Origin of the sequence: Hyphomicrobium sp. (assembly GCF_035687085.1) — a bacterium.
Taxonomy (GTDB): Bacteria; Pseudomonadota; Alphaproteobacteria; order Rhizobiales; family Hyphomicrobiaceae; genus Hyphomicrobium_B.
Genome location: NZ_DASRYS010000021.1, coordinates 16,622 through 36,637 on the forward strand (window position 1 = coordinate 16,622; position 20,016 = coordinate 36,637).

Sequence of the window (20,016 nt, forward strand, 5' to 3'; positions counted from 1 at the left end):
GATATTTTAGAAGACCTGAAGTCAATATACTCGAAATCTCAATTACTTTTGGCCGCCCGAGTCCTGCACATCTGGCCGAAGACATATTTGTCTCGTCCGCGGTCAATCGAAGAGCCTGCTTTCCGCAAAGCTTCTGCATGATCGACCGTCGCGTAAAAACAGATGCGGAACGAAACGCTTTTGTAGAGTGCCGCCGCACTCAGCCGGTCGTGTTGTGTTCAAAGTCAGGGGGCGCGAACCATGTACGCTGGAAGCATAAGACGGTATTTTAGGAGCTTGGAAGAGAGTGCCAGATGGGATGCTGTCTTTCAGAAGGCCGGCACTTGTAACGATCTAAGCCAGTATGAGCAGGAAAAGTACCAACACACACTGAAGCTCCTACCGGAGGATATCGCTAAAGACGCATTAGAGCTCGGCTGCGCTGAAGGTATATTCACTGAGATGCTGTCCGCGCGCGCCGAGCGGGTTCTTGCGACTGACATTTCGATGGTTGCGATTGAGCGTGCACGAGAACGCTGTGCGCGACTGTCGAATGTCTCGTTCGCTTGGTGCGATATCTCTGCTTCGCTTCCAAGGGGTGAATTCGACCTGATTGTCTGTTCGGAAATTCTCTACTACCTGCAGGACAGCAATGCGCTACAGGACTTTTCTGAGCGAATTGGCTCGCTTCTAAGACCTGGCGGCAGCCTTGTTTTAGCTCATGCGAACGCGGTTGCCGATGACCCCGACTCGACAGGATTTGACTTTGCCTCGTTCGGCGCGAAGTTCATTGGGCAAATTTTTGCTAGCCTTCCACAGTTTGAGTTTTCTTGCGAATTGCGCACACCCCCTTATCGGATCCAGCGGTTCAAGAAGGTCGAAACCAGAGCACGCCGCGCGTGGAGGGATCGATGCACGGCCGCACTCGAAGTGATAGAAGAAAATACGACCTTCGCCCATCCCGCATTGAAGATTGGCGGTTGCGCCGTCGTCGACTCAGAGGCGCGCCATTGTTATCGTACGCGGAACATTCCAATCTTGATGTATCATCGCATTGCGTCTGACGGCCCAACTGAACTTGCGCCGTATCGTGTGACACCCGAAATGTTCGCCCGTCAGATGCAGTTCTTGCATCGTCACGGTTATCGCACCGTCTCCGTGGATGAGGCGAGTGCAAGCTACCAGTGCCCTGCAGAGAAAGACGGGAAGGCCGGCCGGCTGATTGCCTTGACTTTTGATGACGGCTACCTCGATTTCCTCGAGGAAGCTTGGCCTATCATGCGTCGCTACGGATTATCGGCGACGGTCTATCTCCCCACCGACTTCGTCGGTGGAAGATCGGACTGGGATGCATCCTATGGAGTTCCCGCCCCGCTGCTATCTTGGGACCAAGTCTCCAAACTCAGCGATGAGGGCGTAATTTTTGGTGCCCATAGCTGCAGTCATCGGCGCCTGTCCCTCCTGAACCAAAGACAATTGTTCGAAGAACTGAACGGTTGTGGAGAGATCATCCGCTCGAAAACAGGACAGGCTGTCACGTCCTTCTGTTACCCTTATGGGGATGAGAACCCGGAGGTACGTCGCGCTGTCGCCGATGCCGGCTACGAGAATGCTGTCGCGGCATATCTCAGTGACGGGACAGACCGATTTGCATTACCAAGAATCGATATTAGCGGTTCCTACTCTTTGGAACAGTTCGTTGCAGTTCTCCCTGAGCCAGAATTGGTATCCGAGACAGATCTGCAGCATTACCGCAGCCTTCGCGCGCTGAAAGACCGTCGCCTGTATATGAGCTGAGCTAATGCTTCGGAATGGTCGAGGGGTTCACGCGCCTTGACGCGTTTCAGGAAGCAGGTCGCAATCCCCGGCGCGCGTTGACGTTGCGAGAGAACTCAAACTTCAAAATTCGGCGGGCGCGGCAGCAGATGCGCTAGGTTGAGAGCTGTACAAAGCGCCATCTGCGCCGAAACTGCTTTTGCTTACCTAGGTTGAAGGGGTGGCGCATGAACGACAGGAACGCTAGGAGGCGCCGATATTGAGACCGGTCCACACGCTTTCCCGATTGAGCTGCGACACATACGGGGCAGGCAGGCTTTGATACCTCGGCGTGCTGCTCTGGGATAAGAGGCATATGCGTAGGCATATGCGTATAAGCGCGACCATTGAAGTCGATGCCTATGGATCCCGGAGGTAGATCAAACCTTCCTTCGAGTTTCCAAATGGCCTTCATTTGATCCATATAACGCCAAGGTATTTCGCCGACCTCAGCTGTGCTGACGTTTACGCATTCGCCCCCGACTCCTCTGACATCGATCACGCGATCAACATCCCACTTTTTTGAGAATAGCCGCCAACCGTCCAACCGGCCGCGAAGGTGCTGATAATCAGCGCCGTAGTGGCTGTTCGCATGATGATGATAAGCCATCATGGATGGGCAATAGGCGACCTTCAAGTCCGGAGCGTTCGTTTTCAAGTTGAGGTAAAAATCTTCATGCTCGCCCGTGATTTTAAACTGCGGATCCCAGCCCACCCTTCCGCTATGAAAGGCGCTGGTTCTCATCATTGCAAAATTGAGAACCGCATCGACGAGAAAATAAGGAACATCACCTGCATAGATGGGTCTGGGCCGTCCAATTTCTGCTGGGATTAGGGTCAACGTTCTCCGGCTTTTGTCGAGGTACAATACCTTTTCCCAGGAACGAGGATGATTATCGCTAATCATTTCGCCGTCACGGAGGTCAAACAAGAGCCCGCCAACAATAGCGATATCGGGGTCCGAATTAAAAACGATCTGCGCGCACGCAAGATCCGTAATGGCGGAGAAAATGAAATCGTCATCGCAAAGTAAAAAATATGGGGTCCTAACCAAAGAAGCCAGAGCGTTGCGTGACGCTGAGACACCAAAATCGTAAGGTAAACTCACGACTTCGGCATCTATGCCAGCCAACTTAGAGCAGCCCGCGTTACGCTCTTGCTCACCGATCAATATTCTCACGTTCGGATAATGCCTTCTGATGCTCTCGACTAAACGAAAGCACGAGGCAGGGCGGTCAATCGTAGCAAAGCATATTGTTACGTTAGACGGCGATATCGTCATTGTTATCGACCAGATATCAATTCGTTGAGGCCAATGATGTAACCAAGGTCGGATATTCGAAAGCAGTTTCCGGCGAATTCCTCATCGCTGGTGCTATCAGACAATAGGTTAAGCCAGTCCCGCGTCGATGTCGGAACGCCGATTTGCTGCCAATACGGATAATTCTGATCATACTTCTGTCTGGCAATATTGGGGTATTTCGACTGGGTAACGCCCTGCCAAAAATAGCGTCTGCGAAACCAAGTTTTGGTGAGCCGAGAGGCCGGAATGAAATGTTGTACCCGAATGGCAGGGTCGAAGTATTCTTTGAAACCATTACTTCTTGCAATCACATTCACGAAATTCTCGCCCGATAGCAAGTTATCGCCCTTCCTCCCGAGCTCTTCGGGAAAGCCGCCGTGCTGCCGCAGCAGTTCCACTCGGAATGCAATATTGACTTCGCATAGCCATTCGTCCGAAACCAACATCCGGGCCTCGTCCGACCATCCCAGTCGCGCGGAGAGTGGCTTCAGAAGCTCATCTGTCAGCCAATGCGGCCGATCCGCTTCAAAAATTGGATCTATTTCTCCGCCAATAGCAAAAACATCATCGGGAAGTTTGGAAAAGGTCTGAAAGTACGATTGAACCCAGTTGTCCGGAACAACGGCATCGTCATCTGTGAAAGCAATAAAAGGCGATGCAGCCATTTCCAATGCATGGTTGCGTGCTCTCGCCAGGCCTTCCACAGGTTCGTATGTGTAGATAAAGCGAGGATCGCGGTCAGCCCATCGCTCTGCAACCTCTCGCGTTCCATCGGTGCTGGCATTATCGACAATAATGACTTCGAAATTGGGAGATGAAGCAGTCTGCCGACTGAATGACTCCAGGCATTTATCTAGATGAAGCGCCCGATTATAGGTGCAGACCGCTGCAGAGAAATCGACCATAATTGGTGTCTCCAGGCGAAACTAATGGTTCGTCCATCCATCTCCGCGTCGAACGCGATCGCTTTCCGTGATCACGCGGAGGCAAAATTATACGCTCACTGGAAAAATGGGTTTGTCGTGGTCGCAGATAAAAAGAGGACCAACTAATTACAATGCAGAACGATATGCGTCCGGCGACGGAAATAAATCCAGCAGATAAAAGTTTGTATGGGCTCTGACGAATTGACTTTTACTGAGATCTGGAATGGCGTCGAAATGAATGTTGAGCGCAGGAACTGCGTCGAATGCCGTTATGGCATTGATCACGTCTCCCGCAGCAAAACCAAACCGCGGATCTGTTCGTGAGACAATTGGAACGTGGCACTATACATCACAACCCTGTGAATTCGGTATTTGTTCGGGTCAAATGTCGAGAGCGACTTTCAATCACCTTAATTACAAGCCGCTTGAAGTCGCTGCGCGGTCGGTGATGCGCCTGGCATAGGAATGAGCGAGGAGCTGAAGCTGGGGTTTGGCTGGAAGATTGGTACTCCCCTCGCTCCTAACAGTGTACACTGCCTTGTGACGGAGGGCGAACAAGAGGCTCGAAAGAGCCCCAGCCTGTGGAGGTCACGCCCATGAAACGATCCAATTTCAGCCGACAGCTGATGATCTTAGCCCTGCCGCTCCTCGCGTTGGGAGCGCTGCCTGCAGCGTCCCAAGCACAGGAGCCGGCGCCGCCAGCCCGCCACTATCCTCCCAACGCCTACGGACCACCTCCAGCAGGATATGGCTTCAGACAGCGCGCACCTGTCGCGGTAACGCCGCCCGCGAGCCGCAACGGATGTGGCGTCTTCCGTTACTGGGACGGACGGAAATGCCTCGACGCGCGTGATACGCCGCCGAAGCTTGATTAGCTATCGAGCGATCGCAACCCTGAGCGACGAGCAGGATCCGGCGCGTCTGTCACGAATGTCGATATTCGGCCGCCGCGGCGCCTCCGATAGTTCGTGTCCAAACTGACGCCGCGATCGGGTGTGCAGCAGATGTTTACCCTGCGGCGGTGAGCCTTCATGCTTCATTGCAGGACAATTCGGCCGCAGCGGCAATAGTGATCAGTTAGCGTCAGATTCTAAGCACAATTGATGTTGAACCTCGGGATACAACCCCGAGGGATCTCTCTGAAGTGAAACATCGATTTGTGCTGAGTATTCTGGCGGCAGCCGTGGCAACGGTCTGCGCGCATCGAGCCGAGGCTGCCACCACCGTCTCAATTGCCGGACAATCCATGAGCTGCGGCTCAACACGCGTGTTTTCCGACAATCGTCTTCCGATGGAAGGACGCTTCGTGCCTGGCAGGGGCATCATTATCAATCATGGGCTGATGAATCAGCTGCCACCGGCAGTCCGGAAGTTCGTCTTCAAGCATGAATGCGCACACAAGACGGTGGGCGGCAACGAACTCGCCGCAGACTGCATCGCGGCCCAAGAGGGTGCGCGCGAAAAATGGCTGACGTCCGAGGGCGTCGATACCGTGTGCAAAGCCTTGGAAAATGAACCGGCCAGCCCCGGATATCCGTCCGGGATCGCGCGCTGCGCGAACATCAAGAAGTGCTACGCCAATCCGTCAACGAGAAGCGTGCAGAAGTCTGGATCCCAAAGGCCGGCAGGAAGCCGCGCTCCGCGGCCGGCATACTAAGCGCGGCCTAGCGCGGTCAAAATAAATGCGGACCGCATATGTATGTTATGCGGTCCGCTTAGTGATTTGAGAAAGCGGCGTGCGGAATCGTCCGCCGCCACTTCGATATGAACTTATCTGCCTCTGAAGCCGCCGCCGCCTCTGAAACCGCCACCGCCACCGAAGCCGCCTCTGAAGCCACCACCACCGAGGCCGCCTCTAAAGCCACCGCCCATACCTACGCCTCTGAACCCGCCGCCTCTAAAGCCGCCTCCGCCGAAGCCGCGGCCGCCAAAGCCCGCACGTCTGAAGCCCGGGCCACCGCCCCAACCACGGCCTCCCCAGCCGCCGCGGAATCCATAGCCAGGACCGCGATAGCCGCCTCGCCAACCCCATCCTCTATGCCGCCAACCCCAGCCTCTGCCGCCGCGCCAGCCCCAGCCGATGCCCCAGCCGGGGTAGCCCCAGCCTGCACGCCAGCCGTAGCCATAGCCGGGATATCCCCAAGCCCTACGACGCCAGCCCCAGCCGCCATAACCCCAGCCTCTGCGCCAACCCCAACCTGCGGCGACCGGATAACCAACGCCGGCACGCCAGCCGTAGCCACCACCACCGCATCCGCATCCGCCAAAACCAAAGCCGCATGCGTTTGCCGATGTTGAAAGCATGCCGCCGCCAAGCGCGAGAGCAATTGCGCAAATGGCGATCTTCGTTTTCGAAGCATTTCTGATAGCCATTTATATTCTCCTTAAGCTACCCGAGGGCTTGTGCCTCTCTGCGCGCAAACCGGGGTTTCGCTTGGCAGTTCCACTGTTTCTTCTGAGTGCTTAACGGATAGAATGCTCTTCAATTCGCGGCATCGCGATTGCTGCGCAATTCCCAAGGCGCATTTGCGCCATCGATGCGAAAAAAGGAAACGTCAGTGGCGTTTCTATCGGATGTATGCCGCGGGGCAACTTCAGAAGGGACAAGCCGCTGGTACGCCTGGATTGGCGGCTGCCGTTCAAGCGCCGGTTATCCAGTATTCAGTGCTTGCAAGAAGACCTCGCGAAGGTCACCGGACAAAAGCGCGGCGAGCAACTTGTCGTCGCGCGCGAGGACCGGCTCGCGATGAGCGGGTTGTGACGATATAAAATCGCTAGGCGTGCCCGCAACTGATGATGAGCAGCCCGTGATCAACGCACTTTGCGGCCAGAGGATCAGCTCGCCAAACGATCGCCGCTCAAAGCAATCCGCACAGAGATGAAATTGCTCTCGGCCGCCATAATGCCTGCATTTCGAAACTCTGAAAAAACACTATCGCTGGATGGCTTCTTCAGCCGACCTTAAATTTTGCCGTCTATGTTGGTCCCGCCAATTCACCAAACATCGAGAAGGCGCGTGATTTATCTCACGTCATATTTGTTGCGGTGTATTGGGGCCGCGGTAGTAAGGAACGGCTAGCAATAAAGAAACATCTCCGCCGCACGCAATTTGATTTGGCTTGAGTTCCCTGGTGCGGCGCGTAAAAAAGCGAGGCTTTGCCGTAGCGCCTGAGTGCCGACTGACGATTTTGATGTATTGAGAATTTTTTCGCTGAAATTTCCTTTTTCGTTGCAGATGAATACGATCCGAATTGCACGGTTGCAAACGGGGCCTAGCGTCCCGGGTAACTAAATAAGCGCATATTGGATTTTTGAAATTACGGCTGCGGCTTTGATGTTTTCGCGGCCGAACGATATTGCACGTGAATTGTATGTTGGCGATTTTCTTTTAACCGGAATTTTCCGGGGGTAACCCATGCTGCTGAATGTTGTGCGTCGCGCATCGTCTCTATTCAATCTGCTCTTTCCAATCGCGTTAATCGCGATTGTCGGCTGGTTTGCGTATTTAAAGCTCGATTTGACGTCGGCGGCGGCGCCTCGGGCGAATTCCGCGCCGTTGATCGCGATTAGCGACGCAGTTGAACAGAGCAAACCTGTAAAGACCGCAGCGCCTCCAGTTACGAAGCCCGCGGAGAGAACAGGCGACAATTCGATAATCTCGGTGGGCGACACGCTGCAACTGGCGTTCTACGAGCGCCTGATAAACGAGGACGACAAATGGGCGGCGAAGAGCTTCTCTAACCGCCCGGCCGTCAGCTTCCAGCAAAGAACTGAGCTAACAGGCGACTACGACGTCCGGGAGGATGGGGTGGTTGTGGTCCCGCTGCTCGGTGCGTTCCAGGTCGCAGGCCGATCGGTAGCTCAATTCGAGGCCGACGCAAAAACCGCCTTCGAGCAACTCATCGGACGCTTCGCCTTCATGAGCGTCACTGTCAATCGACGGCCCGTCTATATCGTCGGACCCGTCAAGAAGCCCGGCTATTACAAGTACAAGGACGGCATGACGGTTCTTCACGTCATCGCAATGGCCGGAGGCTATGATAATCCGGCTGTTGACCTCGGAAACATTCTCCAGGCCGTTCATGAGGCCGAGCAGAAACAGAAAGCCGGCGATCGGCTGAAGCGGCTCTGGGCCAAGCTTGACGTTTTGACAGCAGAGCGTGACGCAACAGAAGTCTCGGCATCGCGCGAGCTCCTCCAACTTTGCAGCCCAAGTGAAGCCAAGGAACTCCTCGCAACGGAAGCATCGTTACGGGCGCTCGCGGTACGAAACAGGGAGGCTCAGGCCAAGGCCCTCGCCTCTTCCATTCAATCGACCCGCAATGAACTGCAAAGTCAGATTGAGCGGCAGGATCAGGTTCAATCGGGCGTTTCGGCAAGACTTGCGCGCGTCGATAACCTCGCCAGTCTCGGTGACAAGATCGGCCGCCCGATCCGCGCTGCGGCCGAAGCTGAGCTGAGTGACACGAGAGCGCGAGTACACGAGTCGAGCATCGCCATCCACGAGACGGAAAGCAAGTTGGCGCAGCTGGAAAAAGAGCAGCAGACCCTCGAGAACCAGACTAAGATCGAACTTCAGCAGCAGATTGCGGAGCTGCGTTCGCAAGTCGCGGAAGCTTCGAGCACGACGTCCGCGAGTTCCAGTGCGCTCGATGCGATGCGCACTGCCCTCATCGTTGATAGCGAAGGCAGCGGCGGCAACACGCAATTCCAGATCGTTCGCGGAACCCGCAGCAACCGGCAAACTCTCACCGTTCCCGGCACAGAATCCATCAATCCCGGTGATCTCGTGCGTGTCGTTGTGACGTCGGAATTCAAACAGCCGATGTGATCCCCCACCTTTTTGTCCTGGCGTAGCGGGAGCAGCCCTATGAGTACGAGTGCCACGTCGGCCGCCAATAAAGGCGTGCCCAAAATTGCCGAATGCAGCGTCGGATTTCCGACAGTCAGCGTGATTGTCCCGACGCTCAACGAAGCCAGAAACCTGCCGATCTTATTCGCCAGAATGCCTGATTGGATTCATGAGATCGTCATCGTCGACGGCCGCTCCACCGATAATACGCGCGAGGTCGCGCGCGCATTGCATCCGGCCGTCCGCGTCATCGAAGAACCCAGGAAGGGCAAGGGTGCGGCGCTCCGCGCCGGCTTCAACGCAGCGTCGGGTGACATCATCGTTTCCATTGACGCCGATGGCTCGATGAATCCTCAAGAACTGATTTTGTTCGTTGCCGCGCTGATGGCGGGAGCAGATTTCGCAAAGGGGTCGCGGTTCCTGCAAGGCGGCGGCACCGAAGACATGTCGTTCATTCGGATGCTTGGAAACTGGGGGCTCACGCAAATCGTCCGCGTGCTTTTCGGATCCGGCTTTTCAGACCTCTGCTACGGCTACAACGCGTTCTGGAAGCGTCATCTGCCGCTCTTCAATGTTGCGTGCGATGGCTTCGAAATCGAAACGGCGCTCAATCTCAGTGCTTTGCGCTCCGGCGTGAAAATCATTGAAGTCCCGTCGTTCGAGACAAACCGGATTTATGGGGAAAGCAATCTCAATGCGTTGACGGATGGCAGCCGGGTTCTCTGGACGATCTGCAAGGAGGTGTTCCGAAAACCGGCCAGTCGAACCATGAGCACCGATGGTGCGTCGCCTTCGCCGTTAGGCGGTGAGCAGCGTGTAGCGCGGACGGTGTGATGCGTATTTTAATGGCCTCAGCGCGCTATTTTCCATTCGCGGGCGGAACGGAAACCCACGTTCATGAGGTGGGACTCCGTCTCGCCGCTCGCGGTCATGCCGTCTCCATCCTCACGGCCAATCCGGGAGGCAGGTTACCGGAACGCGAAATCATCGCTGACATGAACGTGCTCCGCTTGAGGAGCTGGCCGGCTGGGCGTGACTGGCATCTGACCCCCGGGGTCACACGCGAAATGACGAGTGCGCGTCCCGACATCGTCCACGTCCAAGGCTATCATACGCTGTTTGCGCCAGCCGCAATGTCGGCGGCAGCGAAGAGCGGCATTCCATTCATCCTATCCTTCCATAGTGGCGGGCATTCGTCAGCACTGCGGAACGGTATTCGGGGAATTCAGGCTGCCGCACTGGCCCCTCTCGCGCGCCGGGCCGAGATCTGCATCGCCGTATCGCACTTCGAGGCTGCGCACTTCGCGCGTGCGATGCGCATGCCCGAAGAGCGTGTTTGCGTGGTGCCGAATGGAGCCGACTTCAGCGCGCAAATGGTGCCCGGCGGCCAAGCGGCCGGAGATGAAAATCTCATCCTCTCGGTCGGCCGGCTCGAACGGTATAAAGGCCATCACCGCGCGCTTGAAGCCATGCCGCATCTTTTGCGTTTGCATCCGGGCGCCCGGCTTCAGATCGTGGGTGGCGGCCCTTACGAGCAAGCTTTGCGGACGCGCATCGCGCGGCTCGGCCTGGCCGATAAAGTCAGCATAGGGGCAATTCCGCCAGGCCGCCGTGCCGATATGGCGGCATTGCTGACCAAAGCCCGCCTCGTCGTTCTCTTCAGTGACTATGAGGCCCACCCTGTGGCCGTCCTGGAAGCACTCTCGCTCAACAAAACGGTGCTGGTTAACTCCACATCTGGGTTACGGGAACTTGCGGACCGCGGATTGGCCCGAGCAGTCCCGCTGAACGCCAGCCCGGAAGCCGTCGCGGCGGCAATGCATGACGCGATGACGAAGCCGCAAGCGCCGAGGCTTGTGAAGCTGTCGTCTTGGGATGAATGCGCGAGCGAGCTTGAAGACCTGTATCGAAGCGTCCTCGCCAAGCGCATCCCTAACGCAGCACTGCCGCAGACCTGCGAGGCGCAATGAGTTCATTCCTCGCACGAGCATGGACGGTGGCGCGACCGCTGTTTCCAGCGGAGGCGGGCTATCCGCAGGAGCGTGCAACGACAGCGGACTGGGGCTGGTTTCCCTCTTTAGCGCTATGGGCCGGCGTTTGCATCGCTTTGGCCGCGACCGGCACGCAGGCCAATCGCTGGTCGGCTGCGTGGGCCTCCCCTCTATTCTATGCCGCCATTGGCCTTCTCGTGCTACCGATCAGCGCCCGGCTGGTCTGGCCCACCCCTTCGAGGCTGGAGCGGATCGCGCTTCTTCTGCTCGCGGCTTTGGGTCTGTTTCTCATCCGCATGCTTCACGAGCCGACGGCATTCGTCGATCACGACGCGTTTCTGCACTGGGCCACGGCAAACGACATTATGCGGTCAGGCCACCTCTTCACGCCCAACCCCCTGCTGCCGATTTCATCGGTGTATCCGGCTATCGAGATCGTGACGACCGCGCTCACCGAGATCTCTGGATTGCCGCTCTTTGTCAGCGCGCAGCTTCTGCTGATCGTTATCCGCATGCTCTTCGTTGCCGCGCTTTTTCTCGTCTATGAGCGGGCCTCAGGCTCGCAGCGTGTGGCCGCGCTTGCCGCCGCGGTCTACATGTGTGTGCCGAGCTTCGTCTACTTCGACACCACGTACTCCTATGGAAGCCTCGCGATATTCTTTCTCGCCATCGCGCTCCTTATCGATGGCCGGGTCGAGCAGACCGAGAGTTGGCGACCCGTCTGGATCATTGCACTGCCGATCCTTGCCGCGCTTGCAGTAACGCATCACTTGACCGCCTTCATCACAGCCCTGCTGTTGGCCGCGTTCGCCGTCGTCGAGATCGCGAGCCGGAAGTCCCCTCGCTCTCTCCTGCGCATTCTAGCGCTGCCGGCCGTTGCGATCGTGTCTGCCGGCGGTTGGAGCATGTGGACCGGTAACCCAACAGAAAATTATCTCGGACCCGTTTTCGACCAAGCGGTCGCGGAAGCCGCGCGTTTCCTGTCCTTTGGTGGCGGACGTCTGCCATTCGTCGCCGAAGATGGATCGACAGCGCCCGTCTGGCAGCGAGCCATCGCGATAATATCCGTTGTGCTTATGTCGGCGGCACTCGCCACAGGCTTCTTTCGCGCCCTGGCCGCCGGCGGCGTCCCAGTGCTTTGGCAGCGCTTTCCTGGGAAGTGGCGCGAATTCCTGCGTTGGGACAACAACCGGCTCGTTGTTCTGACCTTGCTGACCTTGGGTTACCCGGTGAGCATCCTGCTACGCCTGACGCATGCTGGCTGGGAGGTTGGCAATCGGATCGCGCCGTTCGCATTCCTGGGGGCCGGCGTCGTCGTCGCGATTGCCCTCATCACGTTTTGGCAGGGCTGGTCACAGAGCCGCCTGCGCGCCGGCATCATCGGCACCGCGATTGCGCTCTGCGTTTCTGCCGGCGTCTTCAGCGGCAGCGGCGCTTTCATCCTAGGTAGCCCGGTCTATCGGGTCGCCGCCGATTCCGATTCCGTAGAACCGATGGCGATCAGCGCAGCGACCTGGACCCGCCAATGGCTCGGCACCCGCAACCGCTTCTTTTCAGACCGCGTCAATCGTCTCCTGCTGTCAGCATACGGTGGCCAGCAGGTGATTACGAACCTTTACGACAGGGTTGATCTTGGAGAGGTCCTCTTTGCGGAGAAAGTCGGCCCGGCGGAAATCGATGCGATCCGCCAAACATCGGCGAGTTATTTTCTTATCGACATGCGGCTTACCCAGCAGCTGCCGCCCATGGGCTTCTATTTCGATCCCGGACCTGTTTACCGCAAGCCGCCGCTCCCGCGCGTTCTGACCAAGTTCAACGGCCTCCCTGGCGTCAGCCGCGTTTTCGACAACGGCTTCATGTCGATCATAAACATCGCAGCACTGCGGGATGCCACCGATGCGCAATGACCCTCAGATTTGCGCAACGCTCGCGCTCGCAACATTGATATCGCCGCTGTTTCCCGAGCCAGCGCGCATCTGCTTGGCCGTTCCGATGATCCTGTTCGTTCCGGGCTTCGTGGCAACAAAGATCGCATTTCCCGGTCTGCCGCTCGATCTGGAGCGGTTCGCACTCGCCGTCGCGGCTAGCCTTGCTATCACCGTCCTGGCAGGTTTCGGCCTGGACAAGATTGCGATGCTGAAGCCCGCGGGATGGTCGATCATGATGGGCAGCATCACACTCCTGCTCTTGCCCTTTGCCGGGTGGAGCGACCAGACGAACGAACGCCTGCCGAGGTTCACGAAACGAGACAAGCGCTCTCTTATTGGGGCCTCCGCGCTCGCGATATCGGCGCTGCTGCTGTCGGGATACGGCTATGTCAGGCATCGCGAGTTCCGCTTTAGCGAGCTTTGGATGGTGCCGGCAGGAGGCTCGCTTTACGCGGTGGGTTTCTCAAATAAGCAGCTGCGGCCGTCAACTTATGACTTCGACGTCCTATCGAAACAGGGGACCATCGCGTCTTGGAGCGGCATCGTTCTGGCCGATGGCGAGACATGGCAACGCGTCATTGAGCTGCCGATCAAAGCCAACTTCCCAAAAGAACAACGCTTCATAGCCAGACTTCGCGATCGGAGCGATCCGGGGATCGAGGGCCAGAAGGTGTGGGCCTCGATCCCTCCGGCAAAGAGCACTGAGCAGCAGCTGCAGATCACGGCCGAAGTCCATCAGCCAACGCAGGAAGGGGTGCGCTGAATGCGGATCTTAATGCTCACTCAGTTCTTCCCGCCAATCATCGGCGGCGAAGAACGGCACGTCAAAGTTTTGAGCGAAGCTCTTGTCCGAAGAGGACACGACGTCAGCGTCGCGACGATCAAGCAAGGCGATCAGCCCGACGTCGAAGTTCAATCCGGCGTCACGATCCATCGCCTGCAAGGATCTCTGCAACGCAACGCAGGTTTGTTCTCTGAAAGCCAGCGACGGCACGCGCCGCCCTTCCCTGATCCGGAATTGATGTTTCGCCTGAACCGCATCCTGCGGGCGGAAAGACCGGATGTCGTTCATGCCCACAACTGGTTGCTGCACTCGTACCTGCCGTTGCAGCGCATTTATAAGCAGCGCCTCGTCGTGACCCTGCACGACTACAGCATCGTTTGTGCCAAGAAGAGCATGATCCGTGACGCCGCGCCCTGCTCGGGTCCAGCGCCGTTGAAGTGTCTGCCTTGCGCGAGCCAGCATTACGGCGCTGTCAAGGGCGCGGTGACGTGGCTCACGAATGCATCTCTTGGACGTATGGGATTGAGCCAAGTCGATACGTTCATTGCGGTCAGCAATTCGGTGGCGAGCCGGTGCGGAATGGATCCGAAGCTCCACCAGTTCGAGGTCATTCCCACCTTTATTGCCGAAGATGTCGGTCAGTTGGCGGACGGCTACGAAAACTATCTTTCGCTCTTGCCAAAATCGGATTTCATGCTGTTCGTCGGCGACCTGATGCGGCTCAAGGGCGTGCACACGCTCATCGAGGCTTACCGCAGAATGGCCAATGCTCCACCGCTTGTGCTCATCGGCCGCCGCTGCAAAGACACCCCGAACAACCTCCCTCCAAATGTCACGATGTTGGATAGCTGGCCTCACGCAGCAATCCTGCACGCGTGGAACCGTTGCTTGTTTGGAATTGCGCCCTCCGAAGGTCTCGAAACCTGCGGGACCGTGGTGATGGAGGCAAATGCGTTCGGCAAGCCTGTCGTCGCTTGTCGCACCGGCGGGCTTCCCGAGACCGTCGCCGACGGCAAGACGGGCATTCTCGTTCCGCCTGCTGATGTCGAGGCCCTAAGAGGGGCTCTGGTGACGATGTCAGAGAATCACGACTTGCGAGAGAAAATGGGCGAGGCGAGCCGCGTCCACGTTGGCGCCTTCATGTCCGAAGCCGTCGTTCCGCGGATCGAGAGAATTTACGAAGGCGGCATAGGCGTCTCGCGCGCCGGGAGGCTGCAATGAAGATCTGCGTGGTTATCGGCGAAACGTGCGCGCGTGAGTGGCACAAGGTCCTCGTCGCGCGATTGCTCGCCGAAGAGCACGATCTCGCTCTGTACATTTCCGACGGGAAACTTCCGCTACCCGCCGCCTTGCCGCTGACGCTGGCCTTTGAACGTGTCGTCTACGGCATTTCGGAAAAACCTCTTATCGCCGCCATACCATCCGATGAAGCAGAACTCGGAGCGCAGCCGATCCCGCACCAGGACTCCTGCGTGTTCGACATCGTCATTCGCTTGGATGGCGGTGATGCGCTTGCCCCCGATGGCCGGAGAGTTCTCCGTCCTCTCTTCAACGGATTGCCGAGCGAAGCCGGAGCACTCGCTGCGATGCTTGACGACCGGCAAGTCACGATCGGCGTTGAGGAGGCAACGCATGGCGGTGCGAGTACGGCATATGCCATCGAAACCGAACGCCCCACCATTCTTTCCAAAACACTCAACAATGCCTGCGGCCGCATGATCGATCTGCTGGTCTGGGAATGCTCAGCCGTGCCGGTTCGGCCTGCAGCAGGCACGGCCCACGCCGGAAACGGGGGCGTCACACGCGCGTCGCTGGCGTTGCCAATGATCATGCATGCGGTATCGGCGTTGAGTCACCGTCTCGCGCGCCGCTTGGATACGATGTCCCGCGGCGGCGATAGATGGGTCATTGGATGGCGCAACGCAGCGGGCACGCGGTTTGATCCGGCCGGCGCCGCGACGACGATCACCTATAGCCGAATTCCCGATGATGGCCGCCGCTTTCTTGCCGACCCGTTTCCCGCCTTCTCGCAAGGCCACGCGTGGGTGTTTTGCGAGGAATATCCCTACGCAACCGGCAAGGGCATCATCTCGGTCATTGACCTGAATGATCCAAAGATGGCTCCACGGCCGATTATCGAAGAGCCGCATCACCTCTCCTACCCAATGATTTTCGCGGACAACGGGCAGTGCTGGATGATTCCCGAATCCGGCACGAGCGATCAGGTCTCCCTCTATCGCTGCAAGACGTTCCCCTTCGAGTGGGTCAAGGAGGCGGTGCTCATCGAAAACGTCGCGGCATCGGACCCGACGCTTTATCGTGATGCTAGCGGCTATTGGCTCTTTTTCGCCTCTTGCGCCGGCAAGGGATCGCCATCCGATCGTTTATGTCTCTTCCATGCGCCGGCATTGCAAGGTCCGTGGGCTCCCTGCGGGCCGCAACCTTTGTCGCTCGATCCCAGAACATCCCGGCCCGCGGGGCACATCATTGGCGCTGGCGAAACTCTCTACAGGCCCACTCAGGACTGCACGCACCGGTATGGCGGCGCAATCGTCTGGTGCCGGTTCACGTTACCTGCGGGTCGCGCCTTCATGCAGGACGAGGTTGGAACGCTCCGGCCGCGTGATGTCAGAGAACTTCCCGGAGGTCACACCTTCAATCGCTGCGGACCCCTCGAGACCGTCGATGTATTCGGCGCCCCGAAGAGCGATCTCATCGAATTCGTCTACGAGACGAAAGCAGCTGCGCGCGACTTACTGCCGAGCACATCTGGCCATGCAGCCGTTCTGAAGAAGGAGCAGACATATGCTCCCAACTGAAGGCGTCTCGGTGATCATCTGCGTCCATTCGAACAAGCGGCGCGAAGCGATGCTCGAAGCCGTTCGATCGGCCAGATGTCAAACCCTGCCGGTCAGCGAAATCATTGTTGTCGTTGATCACAATCTCGAGCTGCAGGCATGGCTCACACAGACATTGGCCGGCGTAAAGATCATCCCCAATGTTGAGGAGCCGGGTCTTTCAGGCGCGCGCAACACCGGCATTGCAAACGCCAAGGGCGGCCTGCTGCTGTTCCTGGATGATGATGCGGCGCTGGAGGATCACTGGGTCCAAAAGGTATCGGCGCATTTCGAAGACGAAAACGTGTTGGGTGTCACGAGCCGTATCGTCCCGCGCTGGCAGCAAGCACGCCCATCCTGGTTTCCGGATGAATTTCTTTGGGTGATCGGCTGCACCTACGAAGGCATGACGCCTGGCCGGGTTAGAAACCTCATCGGCGCCGCGATGTGCGTCCAACGGGCGGTATTCGATGGGGTCGGTGGCTTCGCGACGTCACTAGGCCGTTCGTCGACTGGCCTGCCGATGGGCTGCGAAGAGACCGAGTTCTGCATCCGTGCGGGCAAGGCATTCCGCGACGGCGAATTCAGGTATGACGACGCTCCATGGGTGACGCACCTCGTCAGCGGCGAACGCGTGACGTGGCGCTACTTCCTTCGCCGCTGCTATGCCGAAGGCTCATCCAAGGCGGTTCTCGCAGCTATGGCGACTGCAAAACACGCCTTGTCCAGTGAACGGCGCTACGTCTCCAAAACTTTGCCTCGTGGCGTTGTTCGTGGTTTTGGAGATGCACTCCGAGGCGACGTCGCGGGCCTGTTCCGTGCAACTGCAATCGTCACCGGGTTCGTCGCCACAGCCGTGGGTTACCTCGCGAAAAAAGGAGCGCTCCTTGCTAATCCGCCCAGCCCTGTGACGTTTGACGCCTTGCGATCCGGAAGAACGCCATGAGGGACCGTTTCCGCTATTATTCCGATCGCATCGGGGCTGGCATCGTCCTGCACCGATTGCTGTTAGCCAACACAGGCTTCTTGACGATTGCTACGGGCGTTAGTGCGCTTCTCGGCTTTGTATTCTGGCTCTGGACAGCGCGTAGCCTTTCCCCCGAGCAGCAGGGGCTGGCGTCCGCAGGAATCTCTACAATCAATATGCTCGCCTTTCTGGGCGAATTGGGCCTGGGCACTCTGCTGATGGGCCGCTTGAAAATGAGCGAGAACGCCGGCGGGCTGATGACCGCGGCGCTCGTGTGCAGCTTCGCTGGGAGTTTGCTCACAGCGCTCGTTTTCGTCAGCTGCAGCGATAGGCTGTCGCCCCAGTTGAGAGGCCTCGTTCAAAACCACAGTCCGCTCTTTATCGCTGGCGTGGTCGCCTCCGCTATCGCCGTGACCGTCGACGGAGCGGCCATCGGCCTGCTCGCGAGCTGGGCTCGGATGGTTCGCGAGATCATATTCTCGGTACTTCGAATTGTTTTTCTTCTGGTCCTCTTCAAGACCGCGAGCGGGGTGCAGCCCGCCGCCATCATCGCCGTGTGGATTGGCGCGCTCTTCGTCTCTCTTTCCTGCACATTTGGCTGCTACGCCGTGCGCAAGCGCAGTGATCTCCGCCGTCCCGATTTGGCAAAGATTGAACGGTTTTCGGGGGACATCCTGGGGCACCATGCGCTGAACATTGGTGCGTCAGGCGGATCGATCGCGCTTCCGTTCCTCGTGACGGAAGTGCTGTCACCGACCGCGAATTCGGTCTTCTACATCACGTGGATGTTTCTGCAGGCGGCCATGCTCGTGCCCGGCGCAGCGGCAACCGCCCTCTTTGCGATCTCGTCCGCCAGCCCACAGGCAGCGATCGCGCGTCTGCGCTTCTCGCTCAAATTATCAACCCTGTTCGGCGTGCTTGCAGCCGCCGGATGCTACATTTTCCTGCAGCCTATGCTGGGCTTCTTCAACAGCGCCTACCCGGCAATTGCCGGCTCGAGCCTCGATTGGCTTGGACTGAGCCTGCTGCCCATCATGATCAAGTACCACTACATCGCCGTCATGCGGCTGCAGCGGCGCATGGGAACGGCGGCATTGATCGTCGGCGCTGGGACTTTGTTGGAAATCGCAGCTGCCGTCATCGGCGGGACTTACGCCGGCCTCTATGGGCTCACGACTTTCTGGATGTCAGCGATCGTGTTGCAAGCCCTTATTCAACTTCCAGCCGTTCTTTCAGCTGCCCGTTGGGGCGGGGAAGCGCCTGCGGTCCAGCCGACGTGAGAGGATAGAGAACCCGATGGGCAAGCTTTGCGGAACGTTTCACGGCGCGATCGCGGCGGCGCTTCTCTGTGTTGCCGCTTGGCCGTCCGCCGGAGCCAAGGCTCAAGACGCGTCACCCTTCGTCACCGTCAAGGGCAACCGCTTTATGCTGAAGGGCGAGCCCCTCTTCGTCGCCGGCGTGAACAACCATTACCTGCCCTTTGGCTCGCCAGCCGAGGTCACCCGCGTGCTTGATGATGCGGTGGCGATGAATGCCAACGTGGTGAGAACCTTCATCCAGCCGGTCATCGGCTCACTGGACGGCACGACGCCGACAATCTGGAATTGGCGAAGCACCGCCGATTCAAGCAATCTCAATGTGCACGGCGTTGTGATGATGGCCTGGGATCCCATCAGGGCGCGCATGGTTGTGAATGATGGGCCAGACGGGCTTCAGCGCATCGATTTCCTGCTCGACGAAGCCAGGAAGCGCGGCCTCAAGGTCATATTGGCTTTTCTGGACTTCTGGTCCTACACGGGCGGAGCACAACAAATGCGGGCCTGGTACGGGAGCGACGATGAATATTCCTTCTTCGCCAAGGACCCCCGCACGATTGCCGACTACAAGCGCTGGGTGAAAACCGTCATCACGCGCGTCAACAGCATCAACGGCGTCAGCTACGCAGCCGACCCAACGATCTTTTCCTGGGAGCTTATGAACGAGCCGGACATTCACCCGGCTCCGCTCCTGGCGACATGGCTCAATGAAATGGCTGTGTATGTCAAATCTCTGGACCGCAATCATCTCCTGGCAAGCGGCCACAGCAATCCGACCGGCGAATTCCCGGATATGGCGATCAGCAAAATCGATTTCGGCACCTGGCACGGCTATCCGCGATTCAACGGAATAACCCCGGAGCAAATGACTGATCGCATTAGCGCATTCTGTTCGATGAGCGTTGCATTCAACAAGCCGGTGCTGCTCGAGGAGTTCGGATGGTCAAAGGCCCATGCCAATCAGCTTGACGTGTACGGGAGCTGGATGCAGGCGTTGTACAATAGCGATTGCGCCGGTTGGGTCGTGTGGCGCCTCGTCTCGCGACAGGACAGCGGTCTATTTCCTGCGGATCCAGTGGACGGATTCGATATTCATAACGACGGCGGCCAATTGTGGACGCTGATGCAAAGCGCAGCAAAGAAACAGATAGATAAGCAGGCCAAAGTCGAAGCGCTGTCAGCTCCTTAAGCCGCAATTTGGTCAGTCGGATTTGCACGGATCGCCGATAAAGCTCGCTCGGGACAAAATCCCAGGCACAAGGGAAAATATCCTCCCTGAACGCACGTAATCACCGCCTGTCGCCCTGCAGCCGCAGAT

The 20,016-nt window shown here is 57.9% G+C and carries 16 protein-coding genes and 1 pseudogene; 14 read left to right on the forward strand and 3 right to left on the reverse strand.

Going from position 1 to position 20,016, the window contains the following annotated elements:
• Positions 1-276 precede the first annotated feature (276 nt).
• On the forward strand, positions 277-1,776 hold the full coding sequence (locus tag VFG26_RS16970) for an SAM-dependent methyltransferase (protein WP_325027218.1): 1,500 nt from the start codon (positions 277-279) through the stop codon (positions 1,774-1,776).
• Positions 1,777-1,909: 133 nt separating this feature from the next.
• On the opposite strand, the gene VFG26_RS16975 is transcribed toward VFG26_RS16970, so the two are convergent.
• Together VFG26_RS16975 and VFG26_RS16980 are read right to left on the reverse strand one after the other, a co-directional pair.
• On the reverse strand, positions 1,910-2,974 hold the full coding sequence (locus VFG26_RS16975) for a hypothetical protein (RefSeq protein WP_325027219.1): 1,065 nt from the start codon (positions 2,972-2,974) through the stop codon (positions 1,910-1,912).
• Positions 2,975-3,078: 104 nt separating this feature from the next.
• Positions 3,079-4,002: a glycosyltransferase gene (locus VFG26_RS16980; protein ID WP_325027220.1), complete on the reverse strand. Its 924-nt coding sequence runs from the start codon at positions 4,000-4,002 to the stop codon at positions 3,079-3,081.
• Positions 4,003-4,619: 617 nt separating this feature from the next.
• Here VFG26_RS16980 and VFG26_RS16985 point away from each other — a divergent pair.
• Positions 4,620-4,898 (forward strand): hypothetical protein, encoded by a 279-nt coding sequence (locus tag VFG26_RS16985; RefSeq protein ID WP_325027221.1) that lies wholly within the window; start codon positions 4,620-4,622, stop codon positions 4,896-4,898.
• 269 nt (positions 4,899-5,167) lie between these two features.
• A complete protein-coding gene (locus tag VFG26_RS16990; RefSeq protein WP_325027222.1) occupies positions 5,168-5,680 on the forward strand; it encodes a hypothetical protein in 513 nt (170 codons plus the stop codon).
• A gap of 116 nt (positions 5,681-5,796) precedes the next feature.
• On the opposite strand, the pseudogene VFG26_RS17660 reads toward VFG26_RS16990, so the two are convergent.
• Positions 5,797-6,105: pseudogene (locus tag VFG26_RS17660) on the reverse strand (hypothetical protein); the annotation flags it as partial.
• Between the two features lie 496 nt (positions 6,106-6,601).
• On the opposite strand from VFG26_RS17660, the gene VFG26_RS17000 reads away from it, so the two are divergent.
• From VFG26_RS17000 to VFG26_RS17050, 11 genes are all read left to right on the forward strand, one after another.
• Positions 6,602-6,784 carry a hypothetical protein gene (locus VFG26_RS17000; protein WP_325027224.1) on the forward strand — a complete coding sequence of 61 codons (183 nt, stop codon included), beginning with the start codon at positions 6,602-6,604 and terminating at the stop codon, positions 6,782-6,784.
• Positions 6,785-7,438: 654 nt separating this feature from the next.
• Positions 7,439-8,854 (forward strand): polysaccharide biosynthesis/export family protein, encoded by a 1,416-nt coding sequence (locus tag VFG26_RS17005; RefSeq protein WP_325027225.1) that lies wholly within the window; start codon positions 7,439-7,441, stop codon positions 8,852-8,854.
• Between the two features lie 39 nt (positions 8,855-8,893).
• The gene (locus tag VFG26_RS17010) at positions 8,894-9,709 is read left to right on the forward strand and encodes a glycosyltransferase family 2 protein (protein WP_325027226.1); all 816 of its coding nucleotides are present in this window, start codon (positions 8,894-8,896) and stop codon (positions 9,707-9,709) included.
• A gap of 11 nt (positions 9,710-9,720) precedes the next feature.
• Positions 9,721-10,845, forward strand: coding sequence for a glycosyltransferase family 4 protein (locus VFG26_RS17015; RefSeq protein WP_325027322.1), 1,125 nt, complete (start codon positions 9,721-9,723; stop codon positions 10,843-10,845).
• The gene (locus VFG26_RS17020; RefSeq protein ID WP_325027227.1) at positions 10,842-12,773 is read left to right on the forward strand and encodes a hypothetical protein; all 1,932 of its coding nucleotides are present in this window, start codon (positions 10,842-10,844) and stop codon (positions 12,771-12,773) included. Before VFG26_RS17015 ends, VFG26_RS17020 begins: the two co-directional genes overlap by 4 nt.
• Positions 12,763-13,557, forward strand: coding sequence for a DUF1616 domain-containing protein (locus tag VFG26_RS17025; RefSeq protein ID WP_325027228.1), 795 nt, complete (start codon positions 12,763-12,765; stop codon positions 13,555-13,557). Before VFG26_RS17020 ends, VFG26_RS17025 begins: the two co-directional genes overlap by 11 nt.
• On the forward strand, positions 13,558-14,799 hold the full coding sequence (locus tag VFG26_RS17030) for a glycosyltransferase family 4 protein (protein ID WP_325027229.1): 1,242 nt from the start codon (positions 13,558-13,560) through the stop codon (positions 14,797-14,799).
• Complete coding sequence (locus VFG26_RS17035) at positions 14,796-16,397, forward strand: glucosamine inositolphosphorylceramide transferase family protein (RefSeq protein ID WP_325027230.1); 1,602 nt, start codon at positions 14,796-14,798, stop codon at positions 16,395-16,397. Before VFG26_RS17030 ends, VFG26_RS17035 begins: the two co-directional genes overlap by 4 nt.
• Positions 16,384-17,361: a glycosyltransferase family 2 protein gene (locus tag VFG26_RS17040; RefSeq protein WP_325027231.1), complete on the forward strand. Its 978-nt coding sequence runs from the start codon at positions 16,384-16,386 to the stop codon at positions 17,359-17,361. Before VFG26_RS17035 ends, VFG26_RS17040 begins: the two co-directional genes overlap by 14 nt.
• Positions 17,358-18,662 carry a lipopolysaccharide biosynthesis protein gene (locus VFG26_RS17045; RefSeq protein WP_325027232.1) on the forward strand — a complete coding sequence of 435 codons (1,305 nt, stop codon included), beginning with the start codon at positions 17,358-17,360 and terminating at the stop codon, positions 18,660-18,662. Before VFG26_RS17040 ends, VFG26_RS17045 begins: the two co-directional genes overlap by 4 nt.
• A 145-nt stretch (positions 18,663-18,807) precedes the next feature.
• Positions 18,808-19,887, forward strand: a complete 1,080-nt coding sequence (locus tag VFG26_RS17050; RefSeq protein WP_325027233.1) for a glycoside hydrolase 5 family protein — start codon at positions 18,808-18,810, stop codon at positions 19,885-19,887.
• Positions 19,888-20,016: the final 129 nt, after the last annotated feature.